At 58.1% G+C, this 25,520-nt stretch carries 22 protein-coding genes and 1 tRNA gene; 17 read left to right on the top strand and 6 right to left on the bottom strand.

The genetic code is table 11. From position 1 onward, the window contains the following. Positions 1–48 precede the first annotated feature (48 nt). From GWQ31_RS10010 to yjjG, 3 genes are all read left to right on the top strand, one after another. Positions 49–125, top strand: a tRNA-Met gene (locus tag GWQ31_RS10010). A 180-nt stretch (positions 126–305) separates the two neighbouring features. Then, a complete protein-coding gene (locus tag GWQ31_RS10005) occupies positions 306–1,802 on the top strand; it encodes a leucyl aminopeptidase family protein (RefSeq protein WP_005311105.1) in 1,497 nt (498 codons plus the stop codon). An 8-nt stretch (positions 1,803–1,810) separates the two neighbouring features. Further along, positions 1,811–2,491 (top strand): pyrimidine 5'-nucleotidase, encoded by a 681-nt coding sequence (yjjG, locus tag GWQ31_RS10000; protein ID WP_265422061.1) that lies wholly within the window; start codon positions 1,811–1,813, stop codon positions 2,489–2,491. A 75-nt stretch (positions 2,492–2,566) separates the two neighbouring features. On the opposite strand, the gene GWQ31_RS09995 is transcribed toward yjjG, so the two are convergent. The 4 genes from GWQ31_RS09995 to elyC all read right to left on the bottom strand — a co-directional run bounded on the left by GWQ31_RS09995 (position 2,567) and on the right by elyC (position 8,047). Continuing rightward, positions 2,567–3,823, bottom strand: coding sequence for an amidohydrolase (locus GWQ31_RS09995; protein ID WP_275909260.1), 1,257 nt, complete (start codon positions 3,821–3,823; stop codon positions 2,567–2,569). A 1,438-nt stretch (positions 3,824–5,261) separates the two neighbouring features. Beyond that, complete coding sequence (pfkA, locus tag GWQ31_RS09990) at positions 5,262–6,233, bottom strand: 6-phosphofructokinase (protein WP_265462992.1); 972 nt, start codon at positions 6,231–6,233, stop codon at positions 5,262–5,264. A 152-nt stretch (positions 6,234–6,385) separates the two neighbouring features. Beyond that, a complete protein-coding gene (gene tpiA / locus GWQ31_RS09985) occupies positions 6,386–7,141 on the bottom strand; it encodes a triose-phosphate isomerase (protein ID WP_005311133.1) in 756 nt (251 codons plus the stop codon). Positions 7,142–7,276: 135 nt separating this feature from the next. Next, positions 7,277–8,047 carry an envelope biogenesis factor ElyC gene (gene elyC / locus GWQ31_RS09980; RefSeq protein WP_275909263.1) on the bottom strand — a complete coding sequence of 257 codons (771 nt, stop codon included), beginning with the start codon at positions 8,045–8,047 and terminating at the stop codon, positions 7,277–7,279. Between the two features lie 128 nt (positions 8,048–8,175). Here elyC and cmoM point away from each other — a divergent pair, with 128 nt between their 5' ends. From cmoM to GWQ31_RS09930, 10 genes are all read left to right on the top strand, one after another. Further along, positions 8,176–8,952 (top strand): tRNA uridine 5-oxyacetic acid(34) methyltransferase CmoM, encoded by a 777-nt coding sequence (cmoM, locus tag GWQ31_RS09975; RefSeq protein ID WP_275909259.1) that lies wholly within the window; start codon positions 8,176–8,178, stop codon positions 8,950–8,952. A gap of 93 nt (positions 8,953–9,045) precedes the next feature. After that, positions 9,046–10,380: a chromosome partition protein MukF gene (gene mukF, locus GWQ31_RS09970; protein WP_059111978.1), complete on the top strand. Its 1,335-nt coding sequence runs from the start codon at positions 9,046–9,048 to the stop codon at positions 10,378–10,380. Beyond that, positions 10,361–11,098: a chromosome partition protein MukE gene (gene mukE, locus GWQ31_RS09965; protein WP_275909258.1), complete on the top strand. Its 738-nt coding sequence runs from the start codon at positions 10,361–10,363 to the stop codon at positions 11,096–11,098. The genes mukF and mukE overlap by 20 nt, the downstream gene beginning before the upstream one ends. A gap of 45 nt (positions 11,099–11,143) precedes the next feature. Then, positions 11,144–15,571, top strand: coding sequence for a chromosome partition protein MukB (mukB, locus tag GWQ31_RS09960; protein WP_275909257.1), 4,428 nt, complete (start codon positions 11,144–11,146; stop codon positions 15,569–15,571). Positions 15,572–15,814: 243 nt separating this feature from the next. Beyond that, on the top strand, positions 15,815–16,201 hold the full coding sequence (locus tag GWQ31_RS09955; RefSeq protein WP_275909256.1) for a septal ring lytic transglycosylase RlpA family protein: 387 nt from the start codon (positions 15,815–15,817) through the stop codon (positions 16,199–16,201). A 257-nt stretch (positions 16,202–16,458) separates the two neighbouring features. After that, positions 16,459–16,887 (top strand): N-acetyltransferase, encoded by a 429-nt coding sequence (locus tag GWQ31_RS09950; protein ID WP_275909255.1) that lies wholly within the window; start codon positions 16,459–16,461, stop codon positions 16,885–16,887. A gap of 319 nt (positions 16,888–17,206) precedes the next feature. After that, the gene (locus GWQ31_RS09945) at positions 17,207–17,518 is read left to right on the top strand and encodes a putative quinol monooxygenase (protein WP_219598933.1); all 312 of its coding nucleotides are present in this window, start codon (positions 17,207–17,209) and stop codon (positions 17,516–17,518) included. A 307-nt stretch (positions 17,519–17,825) separates the two neighbouring features. Further along, entirely contained in the window at positions 17,826–18,278 is a 453-nt protein-coding gene (locus tag GWQ31_RS09940; RefSeq protein WP_275909254.1) for a GNAT family N-acetyltransferase, read from the top strand. A gap of 30 nt (positions 18,279–18,308) precedes the next feature. Beyond that, on the top strand, positions 18,309–18,812 hold the full coding sequence (def, locus tag GWQ31_RS09935; RefSeq protein ID WP_275909253.1) for a peptide deformylase: 504 nt from the start codon (positions 18,309–18,311) through the stop codon (positions 18,810–18,812). Positions 18,813–18,864: 52 nt separating this feature from the next. Further along, positions 18,865–19,704 (top strand): hypothetical protein, encoded by an 840-nt coding sequence (locus tag GWQ31_RS09930; protein WP_275909252.1) that lies wholly within the window; start codon positions 18,865–18,867, stop codon positions 19,702–19,704. A gap of 78 nt (positions 19,705–19,782) precedes the next feature. Here GWQ31_RS09930 and GWQ31_RS09925 read toward each other — a convergent pair whose 3' ends face one another. Next, positions 19,783–19,986, bottom strand: coding sequence for a hypothetical protein (locus tag GWQ31_RS09925; protein WP_096119559.1), 204 nt, complete (start codon positions 19,984–19,986; stop codon positions 19,783–19,785). Between the two features lie 276 nt (positions 19,987–20,262). On the opposite strand from GWQ31_RS09925, the gene GWQ31_RS09920 reads away from it, so the two are divergent. Next, positions 20,263–21,168, top strand: coding sequence for a PhzF family phenazine biosynthesis protein (locus tag GWQ31_RS09920; RefSeq protein WP_275909251.1), 906 nt, complete (start codon positions 20,263–20,265; stop codon positions 21,166–21,168). Positions 21,169–21,230: 62 nt separating this feature from the next. On the opposite strand, the gene GWQ31_RS09915 is transcribed toward GWQ31_RS09920, so the two are convergent. After that, entirely contained in the window at positions 21,231–22,538 is a 1,308-nt protein-coding gene (locus GWQ31_RS09915) for an alpha/beta hydrolase (RefSeq protein WP_275909250.1), read from the bottom strand. Positions 22,539–22,818: 280 nt separating this feature from the next. On the opposite strand from GWQ31_RS09915, the gene GWQ31_RS09910 reads away from it, so the two are divergent. From GWQ31_RS09910 to GWQ31_RS09900, 3 genes are all read left to right on the top strand, one after another. After that, entirely contained in the window at positions 22,819–23,817 is a 999-nt protein-coding gene (locus tag GWQ31_RS09910; RefSeq protein WP_275909249.1) for a Wadjet anti-phage system protein JetD domain-containing protein, read from the top strand. A 704-nt stretch (positions 23,818–24,521) separates the two neighbouring features. Next, positions 24,522–24,662 (top strand): TIGR02808 family protein, encoded by a 141-nt coding sequence (locus tag GWQ31_RS09905; RefSeq protein WP_005301193.1) that lies wholly within the window; start codon positions 24,522–24,524, stop codon positions 24,660–24,662. 291 nt (positions 24,663–24,953) lie between these two features. Further along, positions 24,954–25,511, top strand: a complete 558-nt coding sequence (locus tag GWQ31_RS09900) for a YaeQ family protein (RefSeq protein ID WP_005311179.1) — start codon at positions 24,954–24,956, stop codon at positions 25,509–25,511. Positions 25,512–25,520 lie beyond the last annotated feature (9 nt).

Below are 25,520 nucleotides of genomic sequence, written 5' to 3'. Positions count from 1 at the left end.
ACTACTTCTGCTCGGTAGTACGCGGTGATAAAGGCAGTACAATTCGGACGCGGGGTGGAGCAGCTCGGTAGCTCGTCGGGCTCATAACCCGAAGGTCGTCAGTTCAAATCTGGCCCCCGCAACCAACCTTCCGTTATTTCCCTCTTTCTGTATTACCCCCTCCTTATAGTTCCCTGTGTGTCCAGCCGTTCGTCACATCAGTGCATCATGACGCTTGATATTGATTTTCAAGTGTAAATCTGGTCGTCTTCGCGTTTTGTTGGGTATCATCAGTGATATCTCTTCATGGATGAGGGCCTTGCCCAATGATGCAAAATTTCACTTATCTCCCCCCTCAAATCGATATTCATGATGCCACCCTGAGTCAGGCCATGACCAACGGGCTCTCGGCCAACTTGTTGCTGATCGCGGAAGAGTTGCGTGATCCTGTCCTTGCCATGCCCGAATTCGCCCCCGTGGCGACCCAGATAGCGCTGGGCCAGAAGGCTCCCTACAGCCTGGTGCAGCATAACAGCCTGCAACTGGTGGTCTTCATGGGCAGCCATCCTGTACGTGATCACGCCCTCTACAAGCAGGCCAGATCCTGGGTAGTCCCCTTGGCGGGCCTCAAGATCGAGCGGATGGGGGTGCACCTTGAAGGGTTTGACGAAGGGGACAGGGCGCTGCTGGCCGAGCTGGCACTGGCTTGTCTGCTGGCGGCAAACGTACCCATGCCCAGTCACAAGCACTGTGTCGAGGACGAGTGGCGCTATCAGCAGATTGCGGTGTCACCGCGCTGTGTGCTGGATCTGGCGCGGATCTACGCCGAAGCCGAAGGTAACGGCATGGCTCGGCATCTGGCGGTGTCGCCAGCCTCCGATCTCACCGCGCGCAGCTATCGGGAGTGGGTACGCCAGTTGGCTCAGGTCGAAGGGTGGCAGTGGTTCGAGTACGATCAGGCCCAGCTGGCCGAGCGTGGCGCTGGCGCCTTCATCGCAGTGGCGAGAGGTTCTGAAGACAACCAGGCCGCCATGGTCAAGCTCAGCTATTGCCCGCCCAATCCTGTGCGCCGGGTGGCACTGGTGGGCAAAGGGATCTGCCACGACTCGGGTGGCTACAACCTCAAGGTCGCCGGCAGCATGTATGGCATGCACCTGGACATGGGCGGCAGTGCCGTGGCGCTGGGTGCTCTCTATGCGATCAGCCGGGCCAGTCTGCCCTATGAGGTGCACTGCTGGCTCGCCATCGCAGAGAACCACATAGGCCCGCTGGCTTACCGGCCGGGGGAGGTGGTAACCGCGCTCAACGGCACCACCATAGAGGTGGTGGATACCGATGCCGAAGGGCGCATGGTGCTGGCGGATACCCTCTGCATGGCGGTACAGGACAATCCGGATCTGCTGATCGATTACGCCACTCTGACCGGTGCCTGCAAACGGGCGCTGGGCAGCCGCTACAGCGGTGCCTTTACCAACCGGCCCCAGTGGCTCTGTGACTTGATAAGTCTTGGCCAGCGCAGCGGCGAGCGGATCTGGCCCTTCCCGCTTGATGAGGACTACGACGACAACCTCGATAGCGAGTGGGCCGATCTGCTACAATGTGCGCCGGGCGCGTCGCCGGATCACATCGATGCCGCCCGTTTTCTCAACCGCTTTGTGCCCCAGCAGACCCCCTGGTTGCACCTCGATTTGAGCGGTTTTCGCAGCAAGGGGGGCAATGGCGTGGTCAGCAGCGAAGTGACCGGATTCGGGGTCCGGTTGACGCTGGACTTGTTGGGCAGCCCGTTGGGCCGCCGCCATGAACTCGATGAACAAGAAAATTAAGGAATAACGTGAAAGTACCAAGTTATGACTGGGTGTTGTTCGATCTGGACGAAACACTGCTCGATTTCCCGGTCGCCCAGGCCCTGGAGCAGACCCTGCAGATCTACGGTGTGGCGCCCACTCCCCCCAAGATGGCGGAGTATCACGCGCTCAACCACCGGCTGTGGCAACAGTACAATTCGGGCGAAATTGATGCAGCGCACCTGCAGCAGACCCGTTTCTCCCTGTTCGCCGAGCAGGTGGACGTGGCGCCCATGGCGATGAACGACACCTTCTTGCAGCAGATCATTGCCCTGAGCGTGCCCCTTGAAGGGGTCGTCGAGACACTGGAGGCCCTCAAGGGCCAGGTTAGGATGGGGATCATTACCAACGGCTTCAGCCTGCCGCAGCGTGGCCGCCTCAGCAAACTGGGTTGGAGCGAGTGGTTCGAGCCGCTGGTCATTTCTGACGAAGTGCAGGTGACCAAGCCGGCCGCCGCCATTTTCCAGCATACCCTTGCCTTGATGGGGCAGCCGAGCCCGGCGCGGGTGTTGATGGTGGGGGACAACCCCAAGACCGACATCGCCGGTGCGGCGGCCCAGGGGCTGGCCACCTGCTGGTACAATCCGGCACGTCACGACACCTCGTGCGAGGCGACCCACGAGATCCACCACTTCGCCCATCTCTCCACCATAGTGCTGGGGCAGTAAGCACCAGGGCAGCAAGCGGATCACCAGACACACAAAAGGCAGCCATCAAGGCTGCCTTTTGTGATATTGAGGGGATCAGGTACCGAGGCGGCTGAGCAGCCAGGATTCGAGCAGGGCTACCCCGTGTTCCAGCACGGCTTCGTCGAAGTCGAACTCCGGATGGTGGTGAGGCGCCGCCAGATTGGCTCCCAGGATCAGGTAGGCGGCTTCGCCACCGTTACGCTGCACCCGCTCGATGAGAAAGCCCGCATCCTCGCTGGCGCCAAAGCGGCGGGTGTGGATGGTCTCAAGTTTGAGCGCCTGAGCAAGCGGCACTATCTCTTCGAGCAGGGCCGGGCTGTTCTCGATGCCGATGGCTTCTCCCTGCTTGCGAATGAGGTAGGTGGCCCCTTGCATCATGGCTGCCCCTTCCACTATCTGCTGCACCTGACCGAACATGTAGTCGTTGAGCGCCGGGGTGGCACCACGGGTCTCTCCCAGCAGGCGGGCATGGCCCGGGATCACGTTGCGACCGCTGCCACCGCTGAGCTGGCCCACGTTGATGCGGGTCATGCCATCGCGATGTCGGGCAATGCCGAGCATGGCTGTGGTCGCCGTGCAGGCTGCCGCCAGCGCGTTGCTGCCCGCGTTGGGCTCAAGACCCGCATGGGCGGCGCGCCCCATAAACTCCACATCGAATTTGGTTGAGCAGAGAAACTCGGTGGGATTGACCACCAGCTCGCCACTGGCCGCATGAATGCCGATGTGCAGCGCCAGCAGGGCATCCACATCGTCGAGCTGACCACCGGCTGCCAGTGCCTTGCCTCCACGGCACCCCTCTTCGGCGGGCTGGAAGAACAGCTTGATGCGGCCGCTGAGTCGCTCTGCCAGGGCTGCTATCCGCTCGGCCAGCACCAAACCGATGGCGGTGTGGCCGTCGTGGGCACAGGCGTGCATCCAGCCGGCGTTGCGAGACTGCCACCCCTCCTGGCTGGGGGGATGCAGCTCATCCTGGCTCTCGTCCACTTCCACCGCATCGATATCGAAGCGAAAGGCCAGGGTCGGGCCGGGACGACCGCTGTCCCATACTCCCATCACACCCGTTATCTCTTCAATGCGCGCCAGCCAGTCAGGATGTGCCCCCTGACGCAGGGCGCGCTCCTTCTGGGCTTGTACGTCTACCTCCCGTCCCATGATGAGGTTGCTGGCCAGCAGCTTGTCCCCCAGCATGACTTCAAATCCGAGTTTTGAGAGGTGGTGAGCAATGAGGGAGCTGGTGCGAAATTCACACCAGGCCGCTTCGGGCAGACGATGAAGATCACGACGCCAATGGCGAAGAGCATCTTGTGTCATGGTAATTCCTGCGTGGCGAGTTCAGCGGATATTGTGACGGGCAGGGGAGCAAGAGTAAATCCCGCTGACAAAATGCAACAAGGGGAGCGATGAGGCTCCCCTTGTTGGTGATGGCGGTGACGTCCAGCTTGTTTAGTGTGCATCAACCCGTTCTAAATTCCGTTTCAGGCATCATCTCGAGTGAGGCAGTCAAAAAAGACAGAAAGCGGTGGAATAGTCAGCGCCAAAGCGATGGTTGTCATTCAGTGATACAGGATTCTGGATAATTAACCGGCTCAGAGCTGTGACAGGGACGGCAGAGAGACGGCAACCAGAGTGAAAAACACGGTAAAAACGGCAGTAACAACAAACTCTTTCATATTTTGTCTCCCTTGGCTGACTCTTGATGGGACCAAGATACCATAACTGTGCAGTAACACAACGGCAAAATGTAATTATATGGCTTATTGTCACACTGATGGTCGCTAAGCCTTATTTTTGTATTCTTGAGGGTGTTTTATCACCACTCCGTTCATTTCTATGGTGGGTGACTTGCTAATTTTCTATTTTTATATATAAATTCAAATGGTTATGTTCTTGCGTTGTGATGTTTATGATGGGTTTTATATGGAGCTTTATTGGATTTTACCAGTTTTATGAGCAAAAGTGGCCTCCTGCTGCGCCTGAAAATGTCGCCACAAGCAGGGTTGGTGGTCTCAGGGTAAGATAGGGTGTTGATATCCAATTTTTGGTTCAGTGAAAGCAGACAGGCCATGGGTGGCCTCACTTGCAGGGGATTGTCACTCTTCTTGTTTTTCAGTCAGAGGGATAAAAAGGGTGAAAAAGGTGGGCTTTTACTGGGATAAAGAGCCGCCGGGGCCAGCGGGAAGGGATTTCACATTTTCCCGATGCCATGCACCTGTGGATGCGGGCTGAGTGACATTGCGGGTCGGTATTTTTGACGTTGGCAGGTGCCTATTGGCCGTTGATCAGTAACTCGCTGCACAGTCACTGCGCTGTCATCGGCTTCTTCTTCCGAGCGGTTTGTGGCGTTTTCACGACAGCTTGAGAGTGTGATGGGGGTGAATAGGAGGAAAGAGCCTGAAAAATATGGGCGAAGGGCGGGGCGAGTGGTGACACTGGTTGGCGTTGCAGGGGGACACTGAGGCACTTCCCAATCACCCAGTATGGGCACCGACAGCGGAAGGCTTGCTAACCCCTGGCTTCGCACAGCAAGTCAGCGGATCCTGGTGACGGTCTTGAGTGGCCGAGTGAGCCAATCAGTCTTGTGTGAGTGGTGCGAGCGAACGAGAAGAGTGAGATGAAGAGTAAAGCGGAGTGCCAGTAAAGCCTGGCATGCAATGCCGCTGTTTACTGCTGACGCTGCGGTAAACAAGGCGGATTAAAAAACCCTCCAGCGGAGGGTTTTGTCACAACAACCTGATGCAAGCCATGCGGCTTAGAACAGGGTGGTGGAGAGATCGTACAGCTCCTGATTGAACGGGCGCTTCAGGTTCTCGATGCAGTCGATGATGTCGTGGTGCACCATCTCGTTGCCCTGGATACCGACGCAGCGACCACCCTGGCCTGCCAGCAGCTGTTCGACGGCGAAGGCACCCATGCGGCTCGACATGATGCGATCGCGCGCAGTCGGCGAGCCACCACGCTGGATGTGACCCAGTATGGTGGCGCGGGTTTCGCGGCCAGTCATGGCTTCGATGTCCTTGGCCAACGCATTCACGTCGGTGACGTGTTCACAGATGGTGATGATGGCGTGACGTTTACCTTTTGCTTCGCCTTCCTTGATCTGCTGCAGCAGCTTCTCTTTGTCAAAGGCCACTTCCGGTACTATCACGTACTCGGCACCGCCAGCAACGGCGGCAGACATGGCCAGATCGCCGCAGTGGCGACCCATGATCTCGACCACTGAAATACGGTGGTGGGAGCTGCAGGTGTCGCGCAGACGGTCGATGGCGTCAACCACCACGTTCAGGGCGGTATCAAAGCCGATGGTGAAGTCGGTACCGGCGATGTCGTTGTCGATGGTGCCCGGCAGGCCGATGCAGGGGAAACCCTCTTCGGTCAGCTTCTTGGCACCCATGTAGGAGCCGTCACCGCCAATCACCACCAGGGCATCAATGCCGTGTTTTTTCAGGTTTTCGATCGCTTCGGCACGCACGGCCGGATCTTTGAAGGCGGGGAAACGGGCAGAACCCAGGAAGGTACCGCCACGGTTCACCACGTCGGAGACGCTGTGGCGCTCCAGCTTGACGATCCTGTCCTGATGCAGACCGAGGTAGCCATCATAGATGCCATAAACTTCCAGGCCATGATGCAGACCGGCGCGCACCACGGCGCGAATGGCTGCGTTCATACCCGGTGCGTCACCACCACTGGTCAAAACACCAATACGTTTGAGTTGTTTGGTCATGAGTGCCTCTGGATCTGAGTTGTCAAATACGAATGTTTGGAAATAGACAAGCCACTTTTACTATATCGGCTTTCGTATGGGATGCGGGGGCCGCCATAGGAAAAGCGATACAAGAGAGGGGACACACCCCTCTCTTTGTCAGTAATGCGAAATTACTTGGCAGCGCCAGCGATGATCTGGGAGAAGTCGTCCACTTTCAGGGACGCACCACCCACCAGGCCACCGTCGATGTCCGGCTGACCGAACAGGTCGGCAGCGGTTGCACCAGTGACGGAACCGCCGTACAGGATCTGTACTTTGGCAGCCACGGCGCCATCAAAACCGGCCAGGTACTGACGGATGTGAGCGTGAACGGATTGAGCGATTTCCGGGGTAGCAGTCTTGCCGGTACCGATAGCCCATACCGGCTCATAGGCAACCACGGCGTTGCTGAAGGAGGCGATGCCGCAACGGTCGATGACGGCTTTCAGCTGGGTCTCAACCACTGTCTTGGTCACGCCGGCTTCGAACTGCTCCAGGGTCTCACCGATGCACAATACGGGGATCAGGCCCGCTTTCTGGATGGCTTCGTACTTGGCGGCTACCACGTCGTCGTTCTCTGCGTGCAGGGTACGGCGCTCGCTGTGACCGACCAGGGAGTAGGTGCAACCGAAGGCTTTGAGCATGGAGGGGGCGTTCTCGCCGGTGAAGGCGCCGGACTCGTGAACGTCGGCATTCTGGGCACCGTAGGCAATCTTGCTGCCTGCGGTCAGCTGCTCAACCAGACCCAAAAAGATAACCGGCGGGCAGACGGCGACTTGCACGGAAGGATGAGCGGCAGCAGCCGGGGTCAGTCCTTTGATCAGAGCTTCTACAGAAGCTTTGGTGCCGTTCAGTTTCCAGTTACCCATTACCAGGTGCTGTCTCATCTTGTAACTCTCCTAGGCATTTGATTGCGCGACATTATATGAATTGAACCGAGCCCAAGATAGCTGACCCGGCGGCAAATGACGTAATTTTTTTTCGCTTTCCTGATCCAAATCAGGAATGAAAGGCTCGATTGCTCAATCGTTAACCTGCCCTCGCAAACGGGCCCACCATACCCCAATCCATTCGTGAATGGCAGCCTCGGAATACATCAGATAACGTCCCTTCGGCAGGTAGCTGTAGAGGGGTTGCGCCACCTGACTCTGCTTGGCTGTGTAGTCGGTGGGGGCCGGCACTGCATCGAGTCCCTGTCCCTGATAGAGCGCCATGGCTCGCGGCAGGTGGGTGGCCGAACTGACCAGCGCCACCCGCTTGCCCTTGAGATAACGGCTGATGCTGATGGCCTCGTCATGGGTGTCTTTGTTGTTTTCAAACAACGTCATTCGGGATCTCTCTATCCCCAGGCTGGCCGCCATGCGGGCATTGACCTCGGCGTTGGAGAGGGGATCCCCCGATACATAGCCGGAGAAGACCAGTGTGGCCTGGGGGTAAGCCTGGGCGAGGCGTACGCCTTCCAGAGTTCTTGCGAGGGCGATATTGTTCTGCCAGGCGCGCTCAGGGATCGCCGGATCGCTCACATGGCCGTTGCCCAGCACTACTATGGCCGCTATATCCGGGTGCTGGTTTATCTCGAAGGGCGGAAAGGTCTGCTCCAGCGGGCGGGCCAGCTCGTAGCTTATCGGTCGCATGCCCATCAGGGCGACGACCAGCAAGGAGAGGGTCGCCAGCAGCTTGCCGGCTTTCTGAAAGCGGGTGAACCAGAGCAGCAAAAGCGCCAGCAGCAATAAGGAGAGGGAAAAGGGCAGTGGCATCAGCAATTGACCCAGCCATTTCTTGATAACAAACAAGTTGGCGGCAAACAGGTTGAGCTCAAACACTGGGATGTCGTCCTTGAGTTTTCAGCAAATTCGGGATGTGACAGAATACCCCTCTTTTTTCGTCAGGCCCAATGCTGCGGCCAAAAGTTGAGTGAGTCTTGAAGCAAGATCAGAGTTTTGACGGGCGTGCCGACAAGTTTGCTCGCAACATTTATGACTCCACCAAGGGGCGTATTCGCACCACTGTGGTCTGGAGCGACATTGAAGCCTGCCTGGCTCGCCTTGGCAACCGGCCCCTGCGCATCCTGGATGCGGGGGGCGGATTTGGCTATTTTGCCCAGAAGCTGGCGGCCATGGGTCATCAGGTGGAGCTGTGCGATCTCTCCGCCGAAATGCTTGAACTTGCACGGGTCCAGATCGCTGAAACGGGGCTGGAAGACAGAATTCGTCTCATCCATTGCCCCATTCAGGATCTCAAGAGCCAGGTGACCGGCACCTTTGATCTGGTGCTCTGTCACGCCGTGCTGGAGTGGCTCGCCGAGCCGCGCCAGACCCTGCTCGGTCTGTTCCCTTTCGTCAATGCAGGGGGCATACTGTCGCTGCTTTTTTACAACCGTCATGGTCTGTTGTTTCAGAGTCTGGTGGTGGGCAATTTCGATTATGTGCGCCTTGGCCTGCGCAAGAAGCGCCAGACCGCCCTGACCCCCACCAATCCGCAGTTGCCTGAACAGGTCTACGACTGGATTGGGCGAGGGGGCCTCAAGATCATTGGCAAGACGGGGGTGCGGGTCATTCACGACTACATGCGCCACAAGCAGGATCAGGTCGAGAAGTTCGATGATCTGCTGGCCATGGAGCAGCAATATTGTCGCCAGGAGCCGTTTATCTCCTTGGGTCGCTATATCCATGTGATGGCGCAGAAACCGTCAAGCTGACAAGCAGTCTGTCTGGCAGCCTTGTAATAACAACGAGATGGTCAGTTTTATATGATGAGACCGTCCCACGGATAACAACGAGATGACAACGTCATGATGAGTACATCCCGTACCCTGCCCGAGCGTTCTGTGCCGGAGATAGTAGGGTGGGTCAGGCAGGAGGGGTTGGCGCTGAGCTTGCCTACCGACCGGCTGGCCTTTCTGATTGCAATCAAGACACTCTCCGAAGATGAATCGGACCTGTCAGAAGCGGCGCTGCACGATGCCTTTGGCTATGTCAGCAACGCCTTTGGCCAGATGGACGAGACCCTCACAGGTCGTGCCAACAACGCCATCAACGATCTCATTCGCCAGCAGCTGCTGTCGCGCTTCAACACCGACATGGTGGCGGGGGAGAGTCTCTATCGCCTGTCGCGGCTGGGGATGGGGATCGTCGACTTCTTTATGGATCAGCGTCAGGTTGACTCCATCAAGCTCTCCATCCTGCTCGAACATCTGGCGGCCGAGCTCGACACCGCCCGCAAGGCGGCGCTCGAGACTAACACCCGCGAGCAGTGGGATGCCGAAGTGCTGCCACGTCTCACCTTCTCGCTGGAAGAGACGCTGGGACGTATCGACTTGACCCAGCGCGCCATGGATGAGCAGCAAAATCAGGTCAAGAGCGAGATAGCGGCCCTGCTGACCCAGAACTGGGTCGATGCCATTCACAGCTGTGAAAAGCTGCTGCACGAGACAGGTCAGACCCTGCGCGAGCTGCAAGATACCCTGGACGCTGCCGGCCACCGCCTGCAGGCGGGGCTGCTCAACATTCAGGAAGCAGCGCAAGGGCGCGACGATCTGTTTCACGTCGAGGAGCTGACCCATGCCTTGCAGGGACGGCTTGATGTGATCACTAGCTGGGGCCAGCAGTGCATCGAGCTATGGTCCCGTTACGATCGCCACGTCCACAAATTTATCCGCAACGCCATCGACATGGACAAGAACCGCGCCTTCAGCCAGCGGCTGCGCGACTCCATTCGCAATTTCGAGCAGCACAACTGGCAGCTGCGCATCGCCGAGGAGCCCCGTTTGCTGGAGCTGCGGGATGAAACCATTGCCATCCACGACGAGGAGGTGACCGGCGAGGTGCCCCTCGAGATGGAGTATATGGAGATGGTGGACATCAATCAGGCACTGGCTGAGCGCATCGAGCGCTACCTCGCCCGTTATCCCGAGCAGGGCCATCAGCTGGACTTGGCCGATGTGCTGCGGGAATACCTGCTGGATTACCCGGCTCACGCCCATTTCGATGTGGCGCGTCTTCTGATCGACCAGGCCGTGCGCCTGGGCCATGCCAGCGGTGAGCGCGAGCTGCACCGCCAACCCGCATGGAAACCCATTAACCAAGCTGGATCCAAGGTTCAGGCCTATGTCATTGATCAATACTGAGTTTCCCTTGCCGCTGCGGCTCGCAGAGGCGATTGCCAACCCCTTGTTTCCGCGCATCGACACCGCCTTGCGCTCCGGCCGTCACATCAGTGCCGACGATTTCGAACAGCACTCGGCGCTGGTGGAGTACCACAACGAGCTGGAGGTCTTCTACGGCCGCTATCAGGTCGAACTCATCAAGGCGCCGGAAGGCTTCTTCTATCTGCGCCCGCGCCCCAGCGCCGACATTGGTACCACTGTGCTCTCCGAGCTCGATATGCTGGTGGGCAAGGTGCTCTGCTACCTGTACTTGAGCCCGGACCGCCTCGCCTCGGAAGGGGTGTTCGCCATGGGCGAGCTGCAAGAAGAGGTGTTGAGCCTGGCCGACGAGAAGCAGCTGCTGCGCATGGTCAACAGTCGCTCTGGCGGCACCGATCTCGACAAGAAAAAGCTGCTCGAGAAGATTCGCACCTCCATGCGCCGTCTGCGCCGTCTTGGCATGATCACCGCCCTTGGCAACAGCGACAAATTTCGGGTCAACGAATCCGTGTTCCGCTTTGCCGCCGACGTGCGCTCCGATGAAGATCCCCGCGCCGTTCAGCTGCGGATGATCCAGGAGGGGGAGGCCATCTTCCACGACGACGAGATGCCGAGCAGCGATTCGCTGTTTGAAGATATTGAAGCGGATCTTGATGAAGAACAGCTTGAACTGGAGGTTGAAGATGACCTGCAGCGTTAAATACAAGGCCCTGATGGAGCCCTTTGCTTTGATGGAGAGTGTGTCGTGAGAGGCAAATTCAAATCCCTGACCATGGTCAACTGGAACGGCTTCTTCGCCCGCACCTTCGATCTCGACCAGCTGGTCACCACCCTCTCTGGCGGCAACGGGGCGGGCAAGTCCACCACAATGGCGGCCTTTATCGCGGCACTGATCCCTGATCAATCCCTGCTCCATTTCCGCAACACCACGGAAGCGGGCTCATCCAGTGCTTCCCGTGACAAGGGGCTCTACGGCAAGCTGCAGCGCGGCCACTGCTATTCGGTACTCGAGGTGATGAACAGCCGCGAACAGCGGATCTGGGTCGGCGTCCATCTGGAGCAGGTAGCCAACCGTGACAACAAGGTCAACATCACCCCGTTCGCGCTGGTGGATGTGCCCGAGCAACTGCAACCCACCGATCTGCTGCTGGAAAAGCTCGACGACGGCAAGGGCCGGGTGCGCGCCTTTACCGATCTGAAAGGGGCGGCCGCCGAGCTGGGGGCCATGAAGGTCGCCAAGTTCAATACGGTGACCGACTATCACAACTTCATGTTCGAGTTCGGCATCACGCCGAAGAAGTTGCGCGACCAGAAGGATCGCGGCAAGTTCTACCGCCTGATCGAAGCCTCCCTCTACGGCGGTATCTCTTCGTCCATCAGCCGTTCCTTGCGTGAATACCTGCTGCCGGAGAACTCTGGCGTGCGCAAGGCGTTCCAGGACATGGAGGCGGCCATCTATGAAAACCGCCGCACCCTGGAAGCCATTAAAGAGACGCAAGGTCAGCGGGATCTGTTCAAGAACCTGATCACCGAGACCACCCACTATGTGGCGGCGGACTATGTGCGCAACGCCGCCGAGAAGAACCGTCTCTCCGAGCTGGCCCTCAAGGCGCGGCAGGAGCTGGCGGGCAAACGCCGCTTGCTGGCTGAAGAGAAGCAGCGTGCCATCTATCTGGTTGACGAGGTGGATCAGCTCACCAACCGTGAAAAATTACTGACCGACGAGCTGGAATCTGCTGCCGAGCATCTGGCCAAGGTGATGGCTGCGGTTGCTCTGCAGAAGAAGATAGAGATGTATCGCGCCGATCTGGCGGAGCTCGTCGACAAGCTGGAGCAGCAGCAAGCCGTGGTGGAAGAGATCCATTGCCAGTTGCTGGAAGTAGAAGAGCGCAAGGAACTGGCGCAGGCAGAGGTAGACAGCCTCAAGACCCAGCTCGCCGACTACCAGCAGGCACTGGATATTCAGCAGACCCGCGCCATCCAGTACCGTCAGGCGGTGCAGGCGCTGGACAATGCCCGCGAGCAGTGCGAGTTGCCGGGGCTGACGGCCGAACAGGCGAGCGACACCCTGCATCAGTTCCGCGCCGCCGAGCAGAGCCTCACCAGCCGGGTGCTGGGGGCCGAGCAGCAGCTGGCGCTGGCCAAGGCGGCGGTGGCCGAGCATCAGGCTGCGTTGACGCTGCTGTTGAGTATCGCCCCCGAGACTGCCCGAGAAGCTGCCTGGCCCACGGCGCAGGGGCTGCTCAAGCGCCATATCGAAGACAAGGCCCGCATCGCGCAGGGGCAGGGGCTGCGCGCCGCCCTGGCTCGCCTCGAGAAAGAGAGCGAAAGCCAGCAGGCGCTGTTCCGCTTGCGTGACGAGCTACAGCAGGCCTCTGGCCAGCTGATCGCCAGCCAAGACGAGCTGGAGCTGTTTCTTGAGGCCCAGCGTACCCGTCAGGAGGAGCTAAGCGATCAGCAGAGCGATCTGAATCAGCGCCGCGCCAGCCTTGAGCATCAGGGCGTCCAGCTGGGCCGCGATATCGGCGAGCTGACCAAGCTGGCTCCGCGCTGGCTCAAATCCTTTGAAAAGCTTGAGCAGTTGCGCGAGCAGAGTGGATTGCCGCTCGCCACCGCCGAAGCGCTCTCTGCCGGCATGCAGACCGTGCTCGACAAGGAGCGGGAGTTCGAGCAGGAGAGCAATCGCATCGCGGCGCAGAAACAGGCGCTGGAGCTGCAAATTCGCAACCTGCAGCTGGGGGCTGGTGAGGCCGATCCGCGTCTGGCCCGCATCGCCGAGCAGGTGGGGGGCGTGCTGCTCTCCGATGTCTATGACGACATCTCCATCGACGATGCCCCTTACTACTCCGCGCTGTACGGCCCGGCTCGCAGCGCCCTGGTGGTGCTCGACCTTGAGGGCGCTATCGAGCGACTGAAAAAGCTGGAAGATTGCCCGGAGGATATCTACCTCATTCAGGGCAACCCCGACTCCTTTGACGAGGATCTGGTGGAAGCGGACGAGCTGGGGGACGCCGTGCTGGTGCGCACCAGCAAGCGTCAGGTGCGCTTCTCCCGCTATCCCGAGCTGCCGCTGTTCGGCCGCGCCGCCCGGGAAAAACGCATCGAGCAGCTCGATCTCGAGCGCGAAGGCCTCATCGAGGGCTACGCCAAGGCCGCTTTCGAGCAGCAGAAGTATCACCGCCTCTACGGACACTTCCGCGACTTTATCGGCCAGCATCTGGATATCGCCTTCCTGCCGGACCCTGAAAATCAGGTGCAGACCAAACAGGCCGAGTTGCGCACCCTGCAAGGAACCATAGCCGAGTGCGACAAGCAGCTGAGCGAGGCCAAAGCGGCCGTTGCCCAGCTGATCCGACATATCCAGCTGGTGCAGGGGATGTTGCCCTTTGCCCATCTATTTGCCGAGGCCGATCTGGCGGCCCGTCTCGAGGCGGCTCACGCCGATGTGGAAGCGCTGAAACAGGCCGAAGCCTTTATCGCCAAACACGGCAAGGCGCTCGAGAAGCTCGAAATCCAGGTGCAGGTGCTGCGTCAGGATCCGCAGGATCTCGCTGCCCTGCAGGCTGCATATGATGAGGTGAGCGAGCTGTTGGCCGAGCAGAAGCGCCGTTGCTATGCCCTCGATCAGCTGGTAGCCCGCCTGCCGCACTTTGCCTATCAGGATGCGCAAGACCTGCTGGGCAAGGCCTCAGAGATGAGCGAGCGACTCAAAGAGAAGCTCAAGGCTGCCGAGCTGGCGGCCCGCACCGCCGGTGAGCAGCACAAACAGATTGCCCAGCGCCACACAGAGGCGCTGCAACTGCGCACCGCGCTCGATTCCAGCGCCTCGGCCAAGCGCCAGACCCTGACCGAGTTCGAGCAGGAGCTGGCGGCCATGGGGCTGACCCTGTCGGAGGACATGGAAGAGAAGTCACGCGCCCACAAGAAAGAGATCGAAGAGCTGCTCATTCGCACCCGTTCTCGTCGCACCAGCGCCGAGGCACAGTTGCAGGTGACCAAGCGCGAGATTGAATCTTTGGGCGGTCGTCTCAAGCTGGAGGGCAAAGATTACTTCACTGCTCGTAAATCACTGGTTAGCCACAAGGCGAGCTGGTCGCGGGTGGTGCGTCTGGCACGCGACACCGACGTCGAGAAGCGTCTGAACAAGCGCGAACTGGCTTACTTGGACAGCGACGAGCTGCGCTCCATGTCTGACAAGGCCCTCGGCGCCCTGCGGGTTGCCGTGGCCCATGACGAGGCCCTGCGCGATGCGCTGCGTCTGTCGGAAGGCAATCGCAGCACCGAGCAGAAGGTCGCCTTCTACGTGCAGGTCTACCGTTACCTCAAAGATCGCATCCGTAACGACATCATCCGCTCCGATGATCCGGTTGAGGCCATCGAAGAGATGGAGATCGAGCTGGCGCGCCTCGCCGATGAGCTCAAACAGCGTGAGAACCACCTGTCGCTCTCCTCCCACGAGGTGGCGGCCAAGATCACCAACATCATCCGCCGCGAGCAGAACCGCATCCGGGTGCTCAACCAGGGCTTGCAGAACATCGCTTTCGGTCTGGTGCGCGGGGTGCGCCTCAACGTCAATATCCGCGAGGCCCACACTCGGTTGCTGACCGCGCTCGCCGATCAGACCGCTATGCACAACGATCTGTTCGCCGACAAGGAGCTCAGTTTCTCCGAGGCGATGGCCAAGCTGTTCCAGCGTCTCAACCCGCAAACCGAGCAGGGGGATCGCAGCTATCAGGTGATGGGCGATGTCTTGCTCGACTATCGCAACTATCTGGAGCTGGAGATAGAGGTGCAGCGCGGTGCCGATGGCTGGCTGCGGGCCGAGAGCGGCGCCCTCTCCACCGGTGAGGCAATCGGTACCGGTCAGGCCATCTTGCTGATGGTGCTGATCAGCTGGGAGGAGGAGTCCCGCCGTCTGCGCGGCAAGGATATCGCCCCCTGCCGCCTCTTGTTCCTCGACGAAGCGGCCCGTCTGGATGGCAAATCCATCGCCACCCTGTTCGAGCTGTGCGAGCGGCAGGATATGCAGTTGCTTATCGCGGCGCCCGAGAACATCAGCCCCGAGAAGGGCACCACCTACAAGCTCATCCGCAAGGTGCAGGGCAAGCACGAACACGTGCATGTAGTGGGGCTGCGCGGTTTTGGCTTTAGTGACGACAAGCTGATTGCCTGACCTGCGTCTGGTGCACATCCTGACAAGGGCTGACGGGTAAATACATGAACGGGAGGCTTGGCCTCCCGTTTTAGTTGCAAAATAGGACAAAGTAGCCGCGTTGCCCTCGGGGGTGGAACCGCGAGACAGTTTATGAACCTTTTACTGGCCATCCCGATCTGGCCGTTTTACGTGACGACAACAAGACCGGCCATACCGGCAAGGGGATCAAGGATAAAGCGCATGGCGGATATGAAGGGAAAGATGCAATACATACAAAAAGGGCTGTTGTTATCTCTTTGCCTGTTGCTGGCAGCCTGTAGCAGCCGATATGACGACAACCACGGCGGCAGCTGGCGCGGTTATACCGAAACCGGGCTCGCCTCTTATTACGCTGACCGCTACCACAATAAAAAGACAGCCAGCGGCGAGCCTTATCGCACTCACCTCAACACGGCTGCCCATATGACGTTACCCTTTGGCTCCCTGGTCAGGGTCACCAATATCGCCAACGGCAAGAGCGTCGTGGTCAAGGTCAATGACCGCGGTGCTTTTAAACGCGGGCGGATCATCGACCTCTCCAGGTCTGCCTTCAGCAGCATTGGCAACACAAGATCCGGCCTTATCAGGGTCAAGGTCGAGGTGTTGTAGCGGGCAAGAGGCGCTGTGTTGGAAATGCATTGGTTGCAAGGCCGGCAGCGGCTTGGCTCATCAGTTGCAAAGCAGTTTCGCGGCCGATGCCGCCTGTCTTGAAATCCACCGATATCATCGAACGCCCAGATGACGACCTGGCCCTGATCTGTTTTGTATAAAGACGGTTCGCGCTATCAGAAGCGGAATACATATCCGGTGGGAGAGTCATCAGACTGCCGAGCCCACCATATTGGACATCATTCACTATGAGTTGCATGGAATTCAAACCCTTCGGTGACGTGAGTGCAGAAGATTTTCTGCCTCTGGTCAACGATGAGACAGTGAGAAAACATCTGATTGATCATCCCCCCTTCGATGCGGCCAGTGTGCGCGTTTGGATGGATGGCAAGATACGGATAGACATGTTACCCGGTTGCCGCGTGCGGGCCCTTGTCATCGATGGCGCTCTGGTTGGCTGGTGCGGAATACAACCCGACGGCGAGGGAGTCGAGATTGCCATCTTCAAGGAGATGATGGGATGGGCGCGAAGCATGGGCCATCGGGAAGTGCTCTTTCATCTGCTGGACACCCGCCCCGCATACCGGTTCCTTGCCAGACGATCCACCAGGGTGAAGAAGACGACCCTGTCGGGGCGTGGCTTCACCACGTATTACCTCAGCGTAGAACAATGGTTTGCGGACTAATGGCGGACAACCAGTGCGTTGCCAGTGCATGGAGTGCCGCCCGTTGATCTTGTCGTCCTGAAGGTTATTTTCCCCAGTGGCGCTGACGCCCCCCCTCTTGCGTACAGAACCAAGGGATGCCTGACAGCAGGGGGCCATGCTTCTACCGGATCCTCCGTTGTTCATCCGACGGAACACTCTGTCCATCCTGCCCATCTATATCCATCAGCCTGCCATGCATACACTGCTTGCCATGTTGATGGATGAGCTTTCATGAACGTAAATGCAGAGATGTTGGCTCATCCTGATGTCTTGATGGTATGACAGTGGAGAGATATGGATGAAGATAACGTCAGACAAAATAGTGTCGATTGCGGTGCTCAAAGCACGACCTGGTATGAAGGAACGCCTGCGCCATGAACTGCTCAAGCTGGTCGAGCCCACGCGCCACGAGCCGGGCAACCTGGATTATGTGCTGTTCGAATTGCGTGACGAACCGGACACCTTCTATATGCGTGAAGCTTTCGTCAGTCAGGCCGCCTTGGATGACCACTGCGCGACTGACTATTTTCAAGCCTTTGCCAAGCAGGCCGATGCATTGTTGGCAGAGCCCCTGCGGCTGATTTTTATGGAAGAGGTGAGCCACTCATAAACGTATTGGGCCAGCTGCTGGCCCAATTTCCCCTCATATGCCAAGTGCCCAGCCAGACATTTTCCCGCTATCCCTTGGTTTCAATGACCCATCTGCCTGCATTTTCACGACATCCGTTAGGGATGTTGCATTGCACCGGTTCCTCCTATTTCTGGCCAATAGCCTTTTTATCTGCTTGCTGGTTGGTAAGATATCCAAATGGGAATTAATTATGGCTTAAGCCTTGTTATCGAGGCGAAAACAGCCATGGCTGGACATGTGCTCAATGACGCAGCCGGCCATCGATGTGGCTTGAGCAGGGAGTGAGATGGATATCGAGCTGGCAGATGTGCCAAAGAGTGAGTTTGAAGGGGCTTTCGCTGCCATCAAGCAGGGTATCTGTCCCTATGTTGAGTCGGTATTTGGCTGGGATGATGAGTCTCAGCGTGAGCGGCTAAGCCGCGTGTACCAGCCGCAATGGTTCTCATGGATCCTGCAGGGTGGTGAGCGTGTTGGTCTACTCTGCTGCAAGCCATACGACAATGCGCTGCACGTCCATCTGCTGATCATCTTTCCACAGTATCAGGGTCGGCAGTTGGGCTCGGCCGTCATGGAACGGTTGCATCGCGAGGCAGAGCGTGAGGGGAAAAGCCGGGTGACCTTGTCCAGTTTTACAGGAAATCAGGGGGCATTACGATTTTATGAGTGCCTCGGTTACAAGATGGTGGAGAGGGACCAGGAGTTTGTCTCCTTGTCTCGACCCTTGTTTAGTGAATATTGATGAGCAAATAATGGTTAATGGAGAGTGATGATGGCCATTCTGGATATTTTGACGGTACCCGATCCCAAGTTGAGAATTAAAGCTGAACAGGTTGAGGACATTACTGTCGTGCAGAGCCTGATTGATGACATGTTGGAGACTCTGTATACGACCGAGAATGGTATCGGGTTGGCGGCGACTCAAGTTGGCCGTAAAGAGGCAATTGTTATTATCGACTTGTCAGAGAGCAGAGATCAGCCGCTGATATTGATCAATCCGGAAGTGATAAGTGGTACTGACAAGGTATTCGGGCAGGAGGGATGTTTGTCCATCCCGGATTATTATGCTGATGTTGAGCGATATTCCTCGGTGGTTGTATCCGCATTGGATCGACATGGAAATCAACTCACTATGGAGAGCAGTGAGTTTTTGGCAATTGTGATGCAACATGAAATTGATCATCTTGATGGCAATCTGTTCATTGATTATCTTTCACCACTCAAGCAGCAGATGGCACTGAAGAAAGTGAAAAAGTCTATCAAGTCTGCAAGCTAGTCCTCTCTGATGAGGACGTATTGATGGTTTATTTGTTGGGAGAGGGTGAGGAATGAAACTGACACACTGTAATGCCATGAATACCCTCTCCATACACACTGTGCCATTTAACCGAACTGGCAGGCGCAATGGAGTGTTGGCCACTCTTTTTTTGGGGCTTTTATGGGCAACATTCCCCACATCAGCTGCCGAAGATCCGTTGCCTGTCGAGTATCACTCCTTTGTGCAGCGTTTTATCGATGCGGCCGAAGCCAAAGATCATCAGTCGCTTGCCAACCAGATGAAATATCCCTTCAAGCGGGAGTACCCCATGCCCGCCATCAAGAACCCATCGGAGATGCTGACCCGTTTCGACGAGGTGTTTGATGACGCCATTCTAAAGCGTATCGCCATATCCCAAGTCGGGCAGGATTGGCAGACCATGGGTTGGTGCGGCATCATGTTCGGCAGTGGCGGAGTCTGGATGGATTTCGATGGCAAGGTGATCGGTATCAATCATCAGACGGCGCAGGCCGCCAAGCTGGAAGCAGAACTGATCGCCGGCCAGAAGAGTGATCTTTATCCCGGCCTGCGGGATTATCAGAGTCCCGAGCTGATGTGGCAGACCGAAAAATTCACCATTCGCATCGACGATATGGGCGATGGTCACTATCGCTACGCCTCCTGGGCCAAGGGCAAGGCGCTCGGTGACAAGCCGGATCTGGTACTGAAAAATGGCACCGTCAGGGTTGAAGGGACAGGGGGTAACCACACCTACCAATTCAAGAGCGGCCCATTCCGCTACGAGTGCCTAGTGACTGTGTTGGGTGAGCGGGGTGTGCCAACCGGTGTGCTGGTGGTCTATAAAAACGACGTCGAGATAATGAGCCAGCCGGTGATCAAGGTGTTGTGACGCCAATCCACATTCCCCGAGTGCTTAGAGAGCGGCCACGAGCCGCTCTTTTGCTTTCTTGGATTGGCAGGTGGGCTGCTAGCCTTGCGGCACCCTCACTCCTTTATCGAGATAGAGGCTGCTGTAGTGGGCGCGGTGGGTGACAAACATCACCTGATGGCGGCTGCCATCGGAGAGGATAATAAAATCCCCCGCCTGGGCAGGGCTCTGCAGGTGGATCTCCTGCTCGGGGGCCGTCAACTTGTCGACCTCCTCCTTGAAGGTGAGGGTGTAAGAATACATAGGGTTCTCCACGGCACGACCTATACAGACACGCATCTCAAGGCTAGTTGCCAGCACCCGGATCCGCGGCGCCCAAGCGACACCTGTCCGCCATTTAATTTAACGGGTAAGCTTGGCGTGTTTCTCTTGTGAATGGGGTCGTTGGTCAGGTTTGCAAGAGGCTCTGTCTTGGGGCTGCGTAAATGGTCAAGCATGGGTGCTGACTTTTTCAGCATGAAAGCAGCCAGTATGACGTCGTCACTATGTAAACAAGCAGCATGAGAACAAGGAGTGATCATGAAGGAGCTAGCCTTCCCGTTGGAGCCCGAGTTGGTGCGTATCGCCGCCTTTTCTGATGGGCTGCAAGGGGGCAACCCTGCCGGTGTCTGGATTGGCGCCAGTTTGCCCGGCGCACACGAGATGCAGCATATTGCCGCCGAAGTGGGATTTTCGGAAACCGCTTTCGCCGCACCCATGTCAACGCCCTTGCCCCAAGGCGCACAGGCAGTTGAGCCAACCGCCGAGCTGCGGGAGTGGCGGGTACGGTACTTTTCTCCCGAGGCCGAGGTGCCATTCTGTGGCCATGCCACCATAGCCCTCGGCGTGGCATTGGCGCGGCGCTTTGGGGAAGGGGAGTATGGACTGCACCTCAATCAGGCGGTGATCAAGGTATCGGGCTGGCTGGATGGGGAAGGGCACTGGCAGGCCGCCCTGCAATCGCCGCCGACTCACAGCAAACCGGCCCCGGCCGAACTGGTGGCCGCCGCACTGGATCTCTTCGGTTACACGCCCGCGGATCTGGATCCCCGTATTCCACCCGCGCTCATTCATGGCGGCGCCGATCATCTGGTACTGGCCCTGAACAGCCGTGCCGCCCTTGCGGCCATGGAGTATGAGCTGGAGCAGGGGCGCACCTTGATGCGAAGGGAAGGACTGGTGACCATACTGTTGGCCCATGCCGCCCGTGAGCAGCTGTTTCACACCCGTAATCCCTTTGCTTATGGCGGCGTCTATGAAGATCCAGCCACCGGCGCGGCGACTGCTGCCTTTGCCGGTTATCTGCGCGATATCCATTGGCCCCATGGCGGCATCATAGATCTCTTTCAGGGAGAGGATATGGGCATGGCGTCACACCTGCACGCCGAGATCCCGGCCGAACCCGGCAGCTCAATCAGGGTCTTCGGTCGTGCCCGCTTGATGTGACCGACACGTAATGAAACATCCGCCAGCTGGCGGATTTTTCATTATGGGGGCTGGATGTCAGCTTATTGAGCAAGGGGAACTGCTTGTGCATTCCCCTCTGACGGGCTGCCATCCTCTGCTTGTTGGTGAAGAGGCGTGAGCCAGTGCAGCAGTTGACGAGTCACCTGGGGGTTGCCGAGCAGGGCCATATGGCTGGTGCGATAGGCAATCCAGCAGTGGGATGACGGAAATGCCAGCTGGTGGCGGGCTTCCTTGTGCTGCCCAAGGGCACTGCGCAGGGGGACCAGGCCATCGCCAATCAATCTATCTGCCAACAGATTGCGCTTGGCTGCCGTCGTGGCGACTATTGCAAAGCAGGCGACCCCTGCTGGCAGGGGCAAAGGCGGGCGCGGATCCCTTGACGCTGTATCGCGGGTATGGTCTTGGTCGTCGAGCAGGGTGCCGTGGCGCAGATCCTTGATACCCGCACTGCGCAGCCGTGCCAGTCTGACAAACGGCTCGGTGTAGGCGGTGGCAGGCAGCAGTTGTTCCAGCCAGTGACCCGCGTGTTCAAGGGGGGCCCCATGATGGGGGGTCCCCAGAAACACCAGGTTTTTCAGGACGCCAGGCCAGCTCGCCTCGCTCTGACTGGCATAGTGACAGGCGCTGCGGATCACTAGTCCGCCCATGCTGTAGGCCAGCACGCTTATCTCGCTGATGTGGCCGGGCCAGTGAGTCACCAGCTGCGCCAGCTGGCTCGCCAGTTCCCGCCCGTTTTGCGAAATCGGCAGCCCTGAGTTGTAGCGCAGATAGACGGGCACATAACCCAGGGTGCTGGCCAGTATCTCCCCATGGTTGAGCGTCTGCTCTTTGTCCTTCCCCTTGGTTTGGGTTTGCCACTGCAGATCATTCATGCACAGGCCATGCACCATGAGTAGCACCCGGCTTTGACCAGCAAGTTCAGGGGGCATGGCGTGCCAGTTCAGGGGCGCACCCTGATAGCGCAGTGTCATGGGGGTGGCGAGGGCATTGTGGCTGGCGACCAGTTTGTCTCCCATCACGCCGTTGAGGGTGGCGAGCAGGGCGGCGCGTTTGGGGGTTTCGGGGATGGCTTCCTGAGCGAGCGGCACCGGCACGCGGGCGAGCACGGCATTGATGCCACTGCCGAGCTGGTCGGCCACCCTGTGGATCCCCCGGTAGACAAAACCTGTGATGCCCCGAGTTTTCCCCTCACCCTTGCCCTTTATGCCCATGCCACCCAATACCGCCTGGTGGACAGCTTCCGTGATCTGTATGGCGGCGGGCAGGGCTTGTGTGAGCAATCTGGCCAGCTCGCGGATGTCCGACACATGCCAGGATGAAACCGGCGGTTTTTCTGTCGACTGGTTCATGGGTTGCCCTCGGGAATAGGGTGTCAGCAAGGCACGCATCCCCACAGAGGCACGCGTCTGGCCAACACAGACACATCCAGCTTGCCGTGTTTGCCTCGGGTTTGCCAGTTACTCTGTGGTCGGCTCTGGTCGACCAGGCCTGTCGTGCTGCCCCAAGCAGGTGTGCGATACGGCGCCACTAGCATTGCGCATGACCATTGCTCATGCGCGAGACCGATCACGGTAATGGACGGTGAAATCACCTCTAATTACTCATATGACGCCGTAACAAGGAGCCGTGATGTCACTGTTTGATGAGAGCCGGGTACAGGATCTTTGTGCCCGCTTGCTGGACAAGCAAAACGAGAGGGGGTGTTCGTTCGATAGCAAGCATGGCCGGGAGTTGCTGGCCCTGTTGCTGGCGGTCGGCGGCGTCAAGCCGCTCGGGCGCAGCGCTCGCTATCTTCTGACTGACCCGGGGATTGACTATCTCACCAAGCAACTGGCGCAAGTGGCGCCACAACAGCCGGACAAGCGTGACAGCGTGCAGGCACTCGGGTTGACGCTGCCGTCCCCCCTCAATCAGGCCAGTTTTCATGCCCTCTGGCACGGGGATAGCAAACACCCGCGCAGTGACACTGTTCCCGACCAGGTTCCCATCGAGATTTTGCTGACGCAGGATGAGGTGATCCGCATGCGCACCCTGACCCCGCTGTCACTCATTGATCTGCACGGCCAACCGCAGGACATGACGCCGCTGATGACCTTTCTGGGGGAGCTGGCCTTGCCGGAGCGCTGTTTGTCCAGGCTGCAGGGCATAGCGTGGCAAGGGCGGCAGATAGTGACAGTGGAGAACAAGGGGGCTTTCGTGGATTACCCGCTGCAAGCCGGGGAGTTACTCATCTATGTGCCTGGCCGTAACACGTCTTTGGCAAGGCAACTGCTCCCGTTGCTGCCTTCGACCATTCCCTGGGCTCACTTTGGCGATCTGGATCAGCGGGGCCTGGATATTGCCGCCGAACTGGCCAATGCGGTCAACCGTCCCCTGTCACTCTGGTTGCCTTGCAATCTGATGGAGTACGTCCACCACTATGCTCGCCCTCTGACGCGTCGGCTGGAAGGCCAAAAGGGCAGCAGGGGAAAGACCCCCTGGCGAGGCAGTCTTGCGATGGCTCAGCCGGACCAGGTGCTGGCCGCGGTATTTATGCATCTGATTGAAAGCCGCTTGTGGCTGGAGCAAGAGGTACTGGTGACTTCCCCTTGCTGGCAGGCATGGCCAGCGGGTGCGGTACAGCAATGACGCGGAAATAAAAAAACCGCCAGATAACAATCAGGCGGTTTTTTTATCATGCCGACCCTTATTTCAGGGCTTTTTTCAGCTTCTTGATCTTGCCTTCGTGCTTGGCAATTTTCTCGAGGCGAGCGGCGATTTTCTTCTTGATATCTTTCTTGCTGGCTTTGGCCATCTGTGTTGCTCCTTTTGCAGTGGTGACACCCGAGGTGTCTGTGAGTCTGTCCATTGACGTCCCAGAGTGCCACAAGGTTGTCGTCTGGGCCAAGCTCTTGTTACATAAAAGTGTGAGTGTCAGCGGTAAAATAGGTCAATACTGCACGGTTTCTGTCGGTGTATTGCTGTCGAGAAAGGCCCATTTTCGAGATGATTTCTGGCACGTTCCTCCACTCTCAGGAGTACAAACTGGCAGTGAATCCAGTGATCCAAGGTGACCTTCATGGCCGAGTTTTTGATCCGAACGCCTGCTGCCGGAGCCCTTTTTCCCACTTTTCCTGCTCTGGGATGGGGGCGCACGCTGACAATGGATGGAATTGTGACCATATTTCCCTTGGGCAAGGGCCAAATAATTGATCCAGCGCAAACTTGCCCCCTATTTATTACTTTGGTGGCATAGGACTCAGGCAACTGTTGGGTTCAAATAGCATTATCAGGAACGGGGAGATAACTCCGTCACGAAAGGGACACCCATTTCACTGGATGAAGGACACACAATGAGTCTGCTTGAACAAACCATCTGGACTGTATTGGGATACGGGGCCATGCCCTTTATCTTCCTGAGCGGGTTTGTGGCAGTGGCAGTGACCTGCTGCTTGCTGCTCAATGCCTTCGGGGTCAAGTCCGCCGAGAAGTGATCCGCTTCTGTCGTTCATACCGCCAAATGCCAGTCTTCGGACTGGCATTTGTTTTTCAAGGGTTTCCCCCCTTGCCAGATGGCTCAACCCGCCATCTGGCAAGGTTGTACGAATGCCATGGGCCGGTGGCTGTTTTTTAACGCTTTTTCGGCAGTGAACCGTGGAATAGCGGCCAAATGCATGGCCAAGGTGGTCGAACCTGGCGCGGATTTTGATTACACTGGCGCGCAGTTTTTCCACTCTGGATTGATCCGGTCCGGATTGACCACTTCAAGGTATCCAAGATTTTCTATGGCTCTCAAGGCAACCGTATTCAAGGCTCAACTCAGCCTGTCCGACATGGACCGCCACCAGTATCAGGACGTCTCCCTGACACTGGCCCGTCATCCCTCAGAGACCGATGAGCGCATGATGATCCGGCTGGCGGCCTTCGCCTGGCATGCTGCCGAGCGTCTGGAGTTCACCAAGGGTCTCTCTGCCGATGACGAGCCCGAGCTGTGGCGCAAGAACTATTCCGATGAGATTGAGCTCTGGATTGAGCTGGGTCAGCCGGACGAGCGTCGCCTGAAAAAAGCATGCAACCGCTCCCGTCATGTCGTGCTCTATCTCTACGGTGGCCGTGGCACCAGCGTCTGGTGGAAGCAGAATCAGGGCAAGCTCAGCCAGCACGACAACCTCACAGTGATCGAGCTCTCCGACACCCAGACACTGCCGCTCACCGCCATGGTGGCACGCACCATGCACCTCACCTGCACCATCTCCGACGGTCAGCTCTGGGTCAGCAACGGCGAGCTGGAAGTGACGCTGGACCCCATACTGCTGATGGGGCCACCCGCCCGCGAATTGTAAACGGACCCG

Origin of the sequence: Aeromonas sp. 2MA4, from assembly GCF_029237305.1 — a bacterium.
Taxonomy (GTDB): Bacteria; Pseudomonadota; Gammaproteobacteria; order Enterobacterales; family Aeromonadaceae; genus Aeromonas; species Aeromonas salmonicida.
The sequence above is the reverse complement of the archived record's forward strand: the minus strand, read 5'-3'. Positions and strand labels throughout refer to the sequence as shown.

Bases quoted from the DNA above. Each gene is read 5' to 3' on its own strand.
- GWQ31_RS09905 (WP_005301193.1), top strand. From the start codon at position 24,522: ATGAGTCTGCTTGAACAAACCATCTGGACTGTATTGGGATACGGGGCC.
- GWQ31_RS09995 (WP_275909260.1), bottom strand. From the start codon at position 3,823: ATGACACAAGATGCTCTTCGCCATTGGCGTCGTGATCTTCATCGTCTG.
- GWQ31_RS09925 (WP_096119559.1), bottom strand. From the start codon at position 19,986: ATGTATTCTTACACCCTCACCTTCAAGGAGGAGGTCGACAAGTTGACG.
- GWQ31_RS09930 (WP_275909252.1), top strand. From the start codon at position 18,865: ATGAAACTGACACACTGTAATGCCATGAATACCCTCTCCATACACACT.
- GWQ31_RS09955 (WP_275909256.1), top strand. From the start codon at position 15,815: ATGCAATACATACAAAAAGGGCTGTTGTTATCTCTTTGCCTGTTGCTG.
- def (WP_275909253.1), top strand. From the start codon at position 18,309: ATGGCCATTCTGGATATTTTGACGGTACCCGATCCCAAGTTGAGAATT.
- GWQ31_RS09950 (WP_275909255.1), top strand. From the start codon at position 16,459: ATGGAATTCAAACCCTTCGGTGACGTGAGTGCAGAAGATTTTCTGCCT.
- GWQ31_RS10005 (WP_005311105.1), top strand. From the start codon at position 306: ATGATGCAAAATTTCACTTATCTCCCCCCTCAAATCGATATTCATGAT.
- GWQ31_RS09900 (WP_005311179.1), top strand. From the start codon at position 24,954: ATGGCTCTCAAGGCAACCGTATTCAAGGCTCAACTCAGCCTGTCCGAC.
- GWQ31_RS09920 (WP_275909251.1), top strand. From the start codon at position 20,263: ATGAAGGAGCTAGCCTTCCCGTTGGAGCCCGAGTTGGTGCGTATCGCC.
- tpiA (WP_005311133.1), bottom strand. From the start codon at position 7,141: ATGAGACAGCACCTGGTAATGGGTAACTGGAAACTGAACGGCACCAAA.
- GWQ31_RS09915 (WP_275909250.1), bottom strand. From the start codon at position 22,538: ATGAACCAGTCGACAGAAAAACCGCCGGTTTCATCCTGGCATGTGTCG.
- mukE (WP_275909258.1), top strand. From the start codon at position 10,361: ATGTCATTGATCAATACTGAGTTTCCCTTGCCGCTGCGGCTCGCAGAG.
- pfkA (WP_265462992.1), bottom strand. From the start codon at position 6,233: ATGACCAAACAACTCAAACGTATTGGTGTTTTGACCAGTGGTGGTGAC.
- GWQ31_RS09910 (WP_275909249.1), top strand. From the start codon at position 22,819: ATGTCACTGTTTGATGAGAGCCGGGTACAGGATCTTTGTGCCCGCTTG.
- GWQ31_RS09945 (WP_219598933.1), top strand. From the start codon at position 17,207: ATGAAGATAACGTCAGACAAAATAGTGTCGATTGCGGTGCTCAAAGCA.
- mukF (WP_059111978.1), top strand. From the start codon at position 9,046: ATGATGAGTACATCCCGTACCCTGCCCGAGCGTTCTGTGCCGGAGATA.
- GWQ31_RS09940 (WP_275909254.1), top strand. From the start codon at position 17,826: ATGGATATCGAGCTGGCAGATGTGCCAAAGAGTGAGTTTGAAGGGGCT.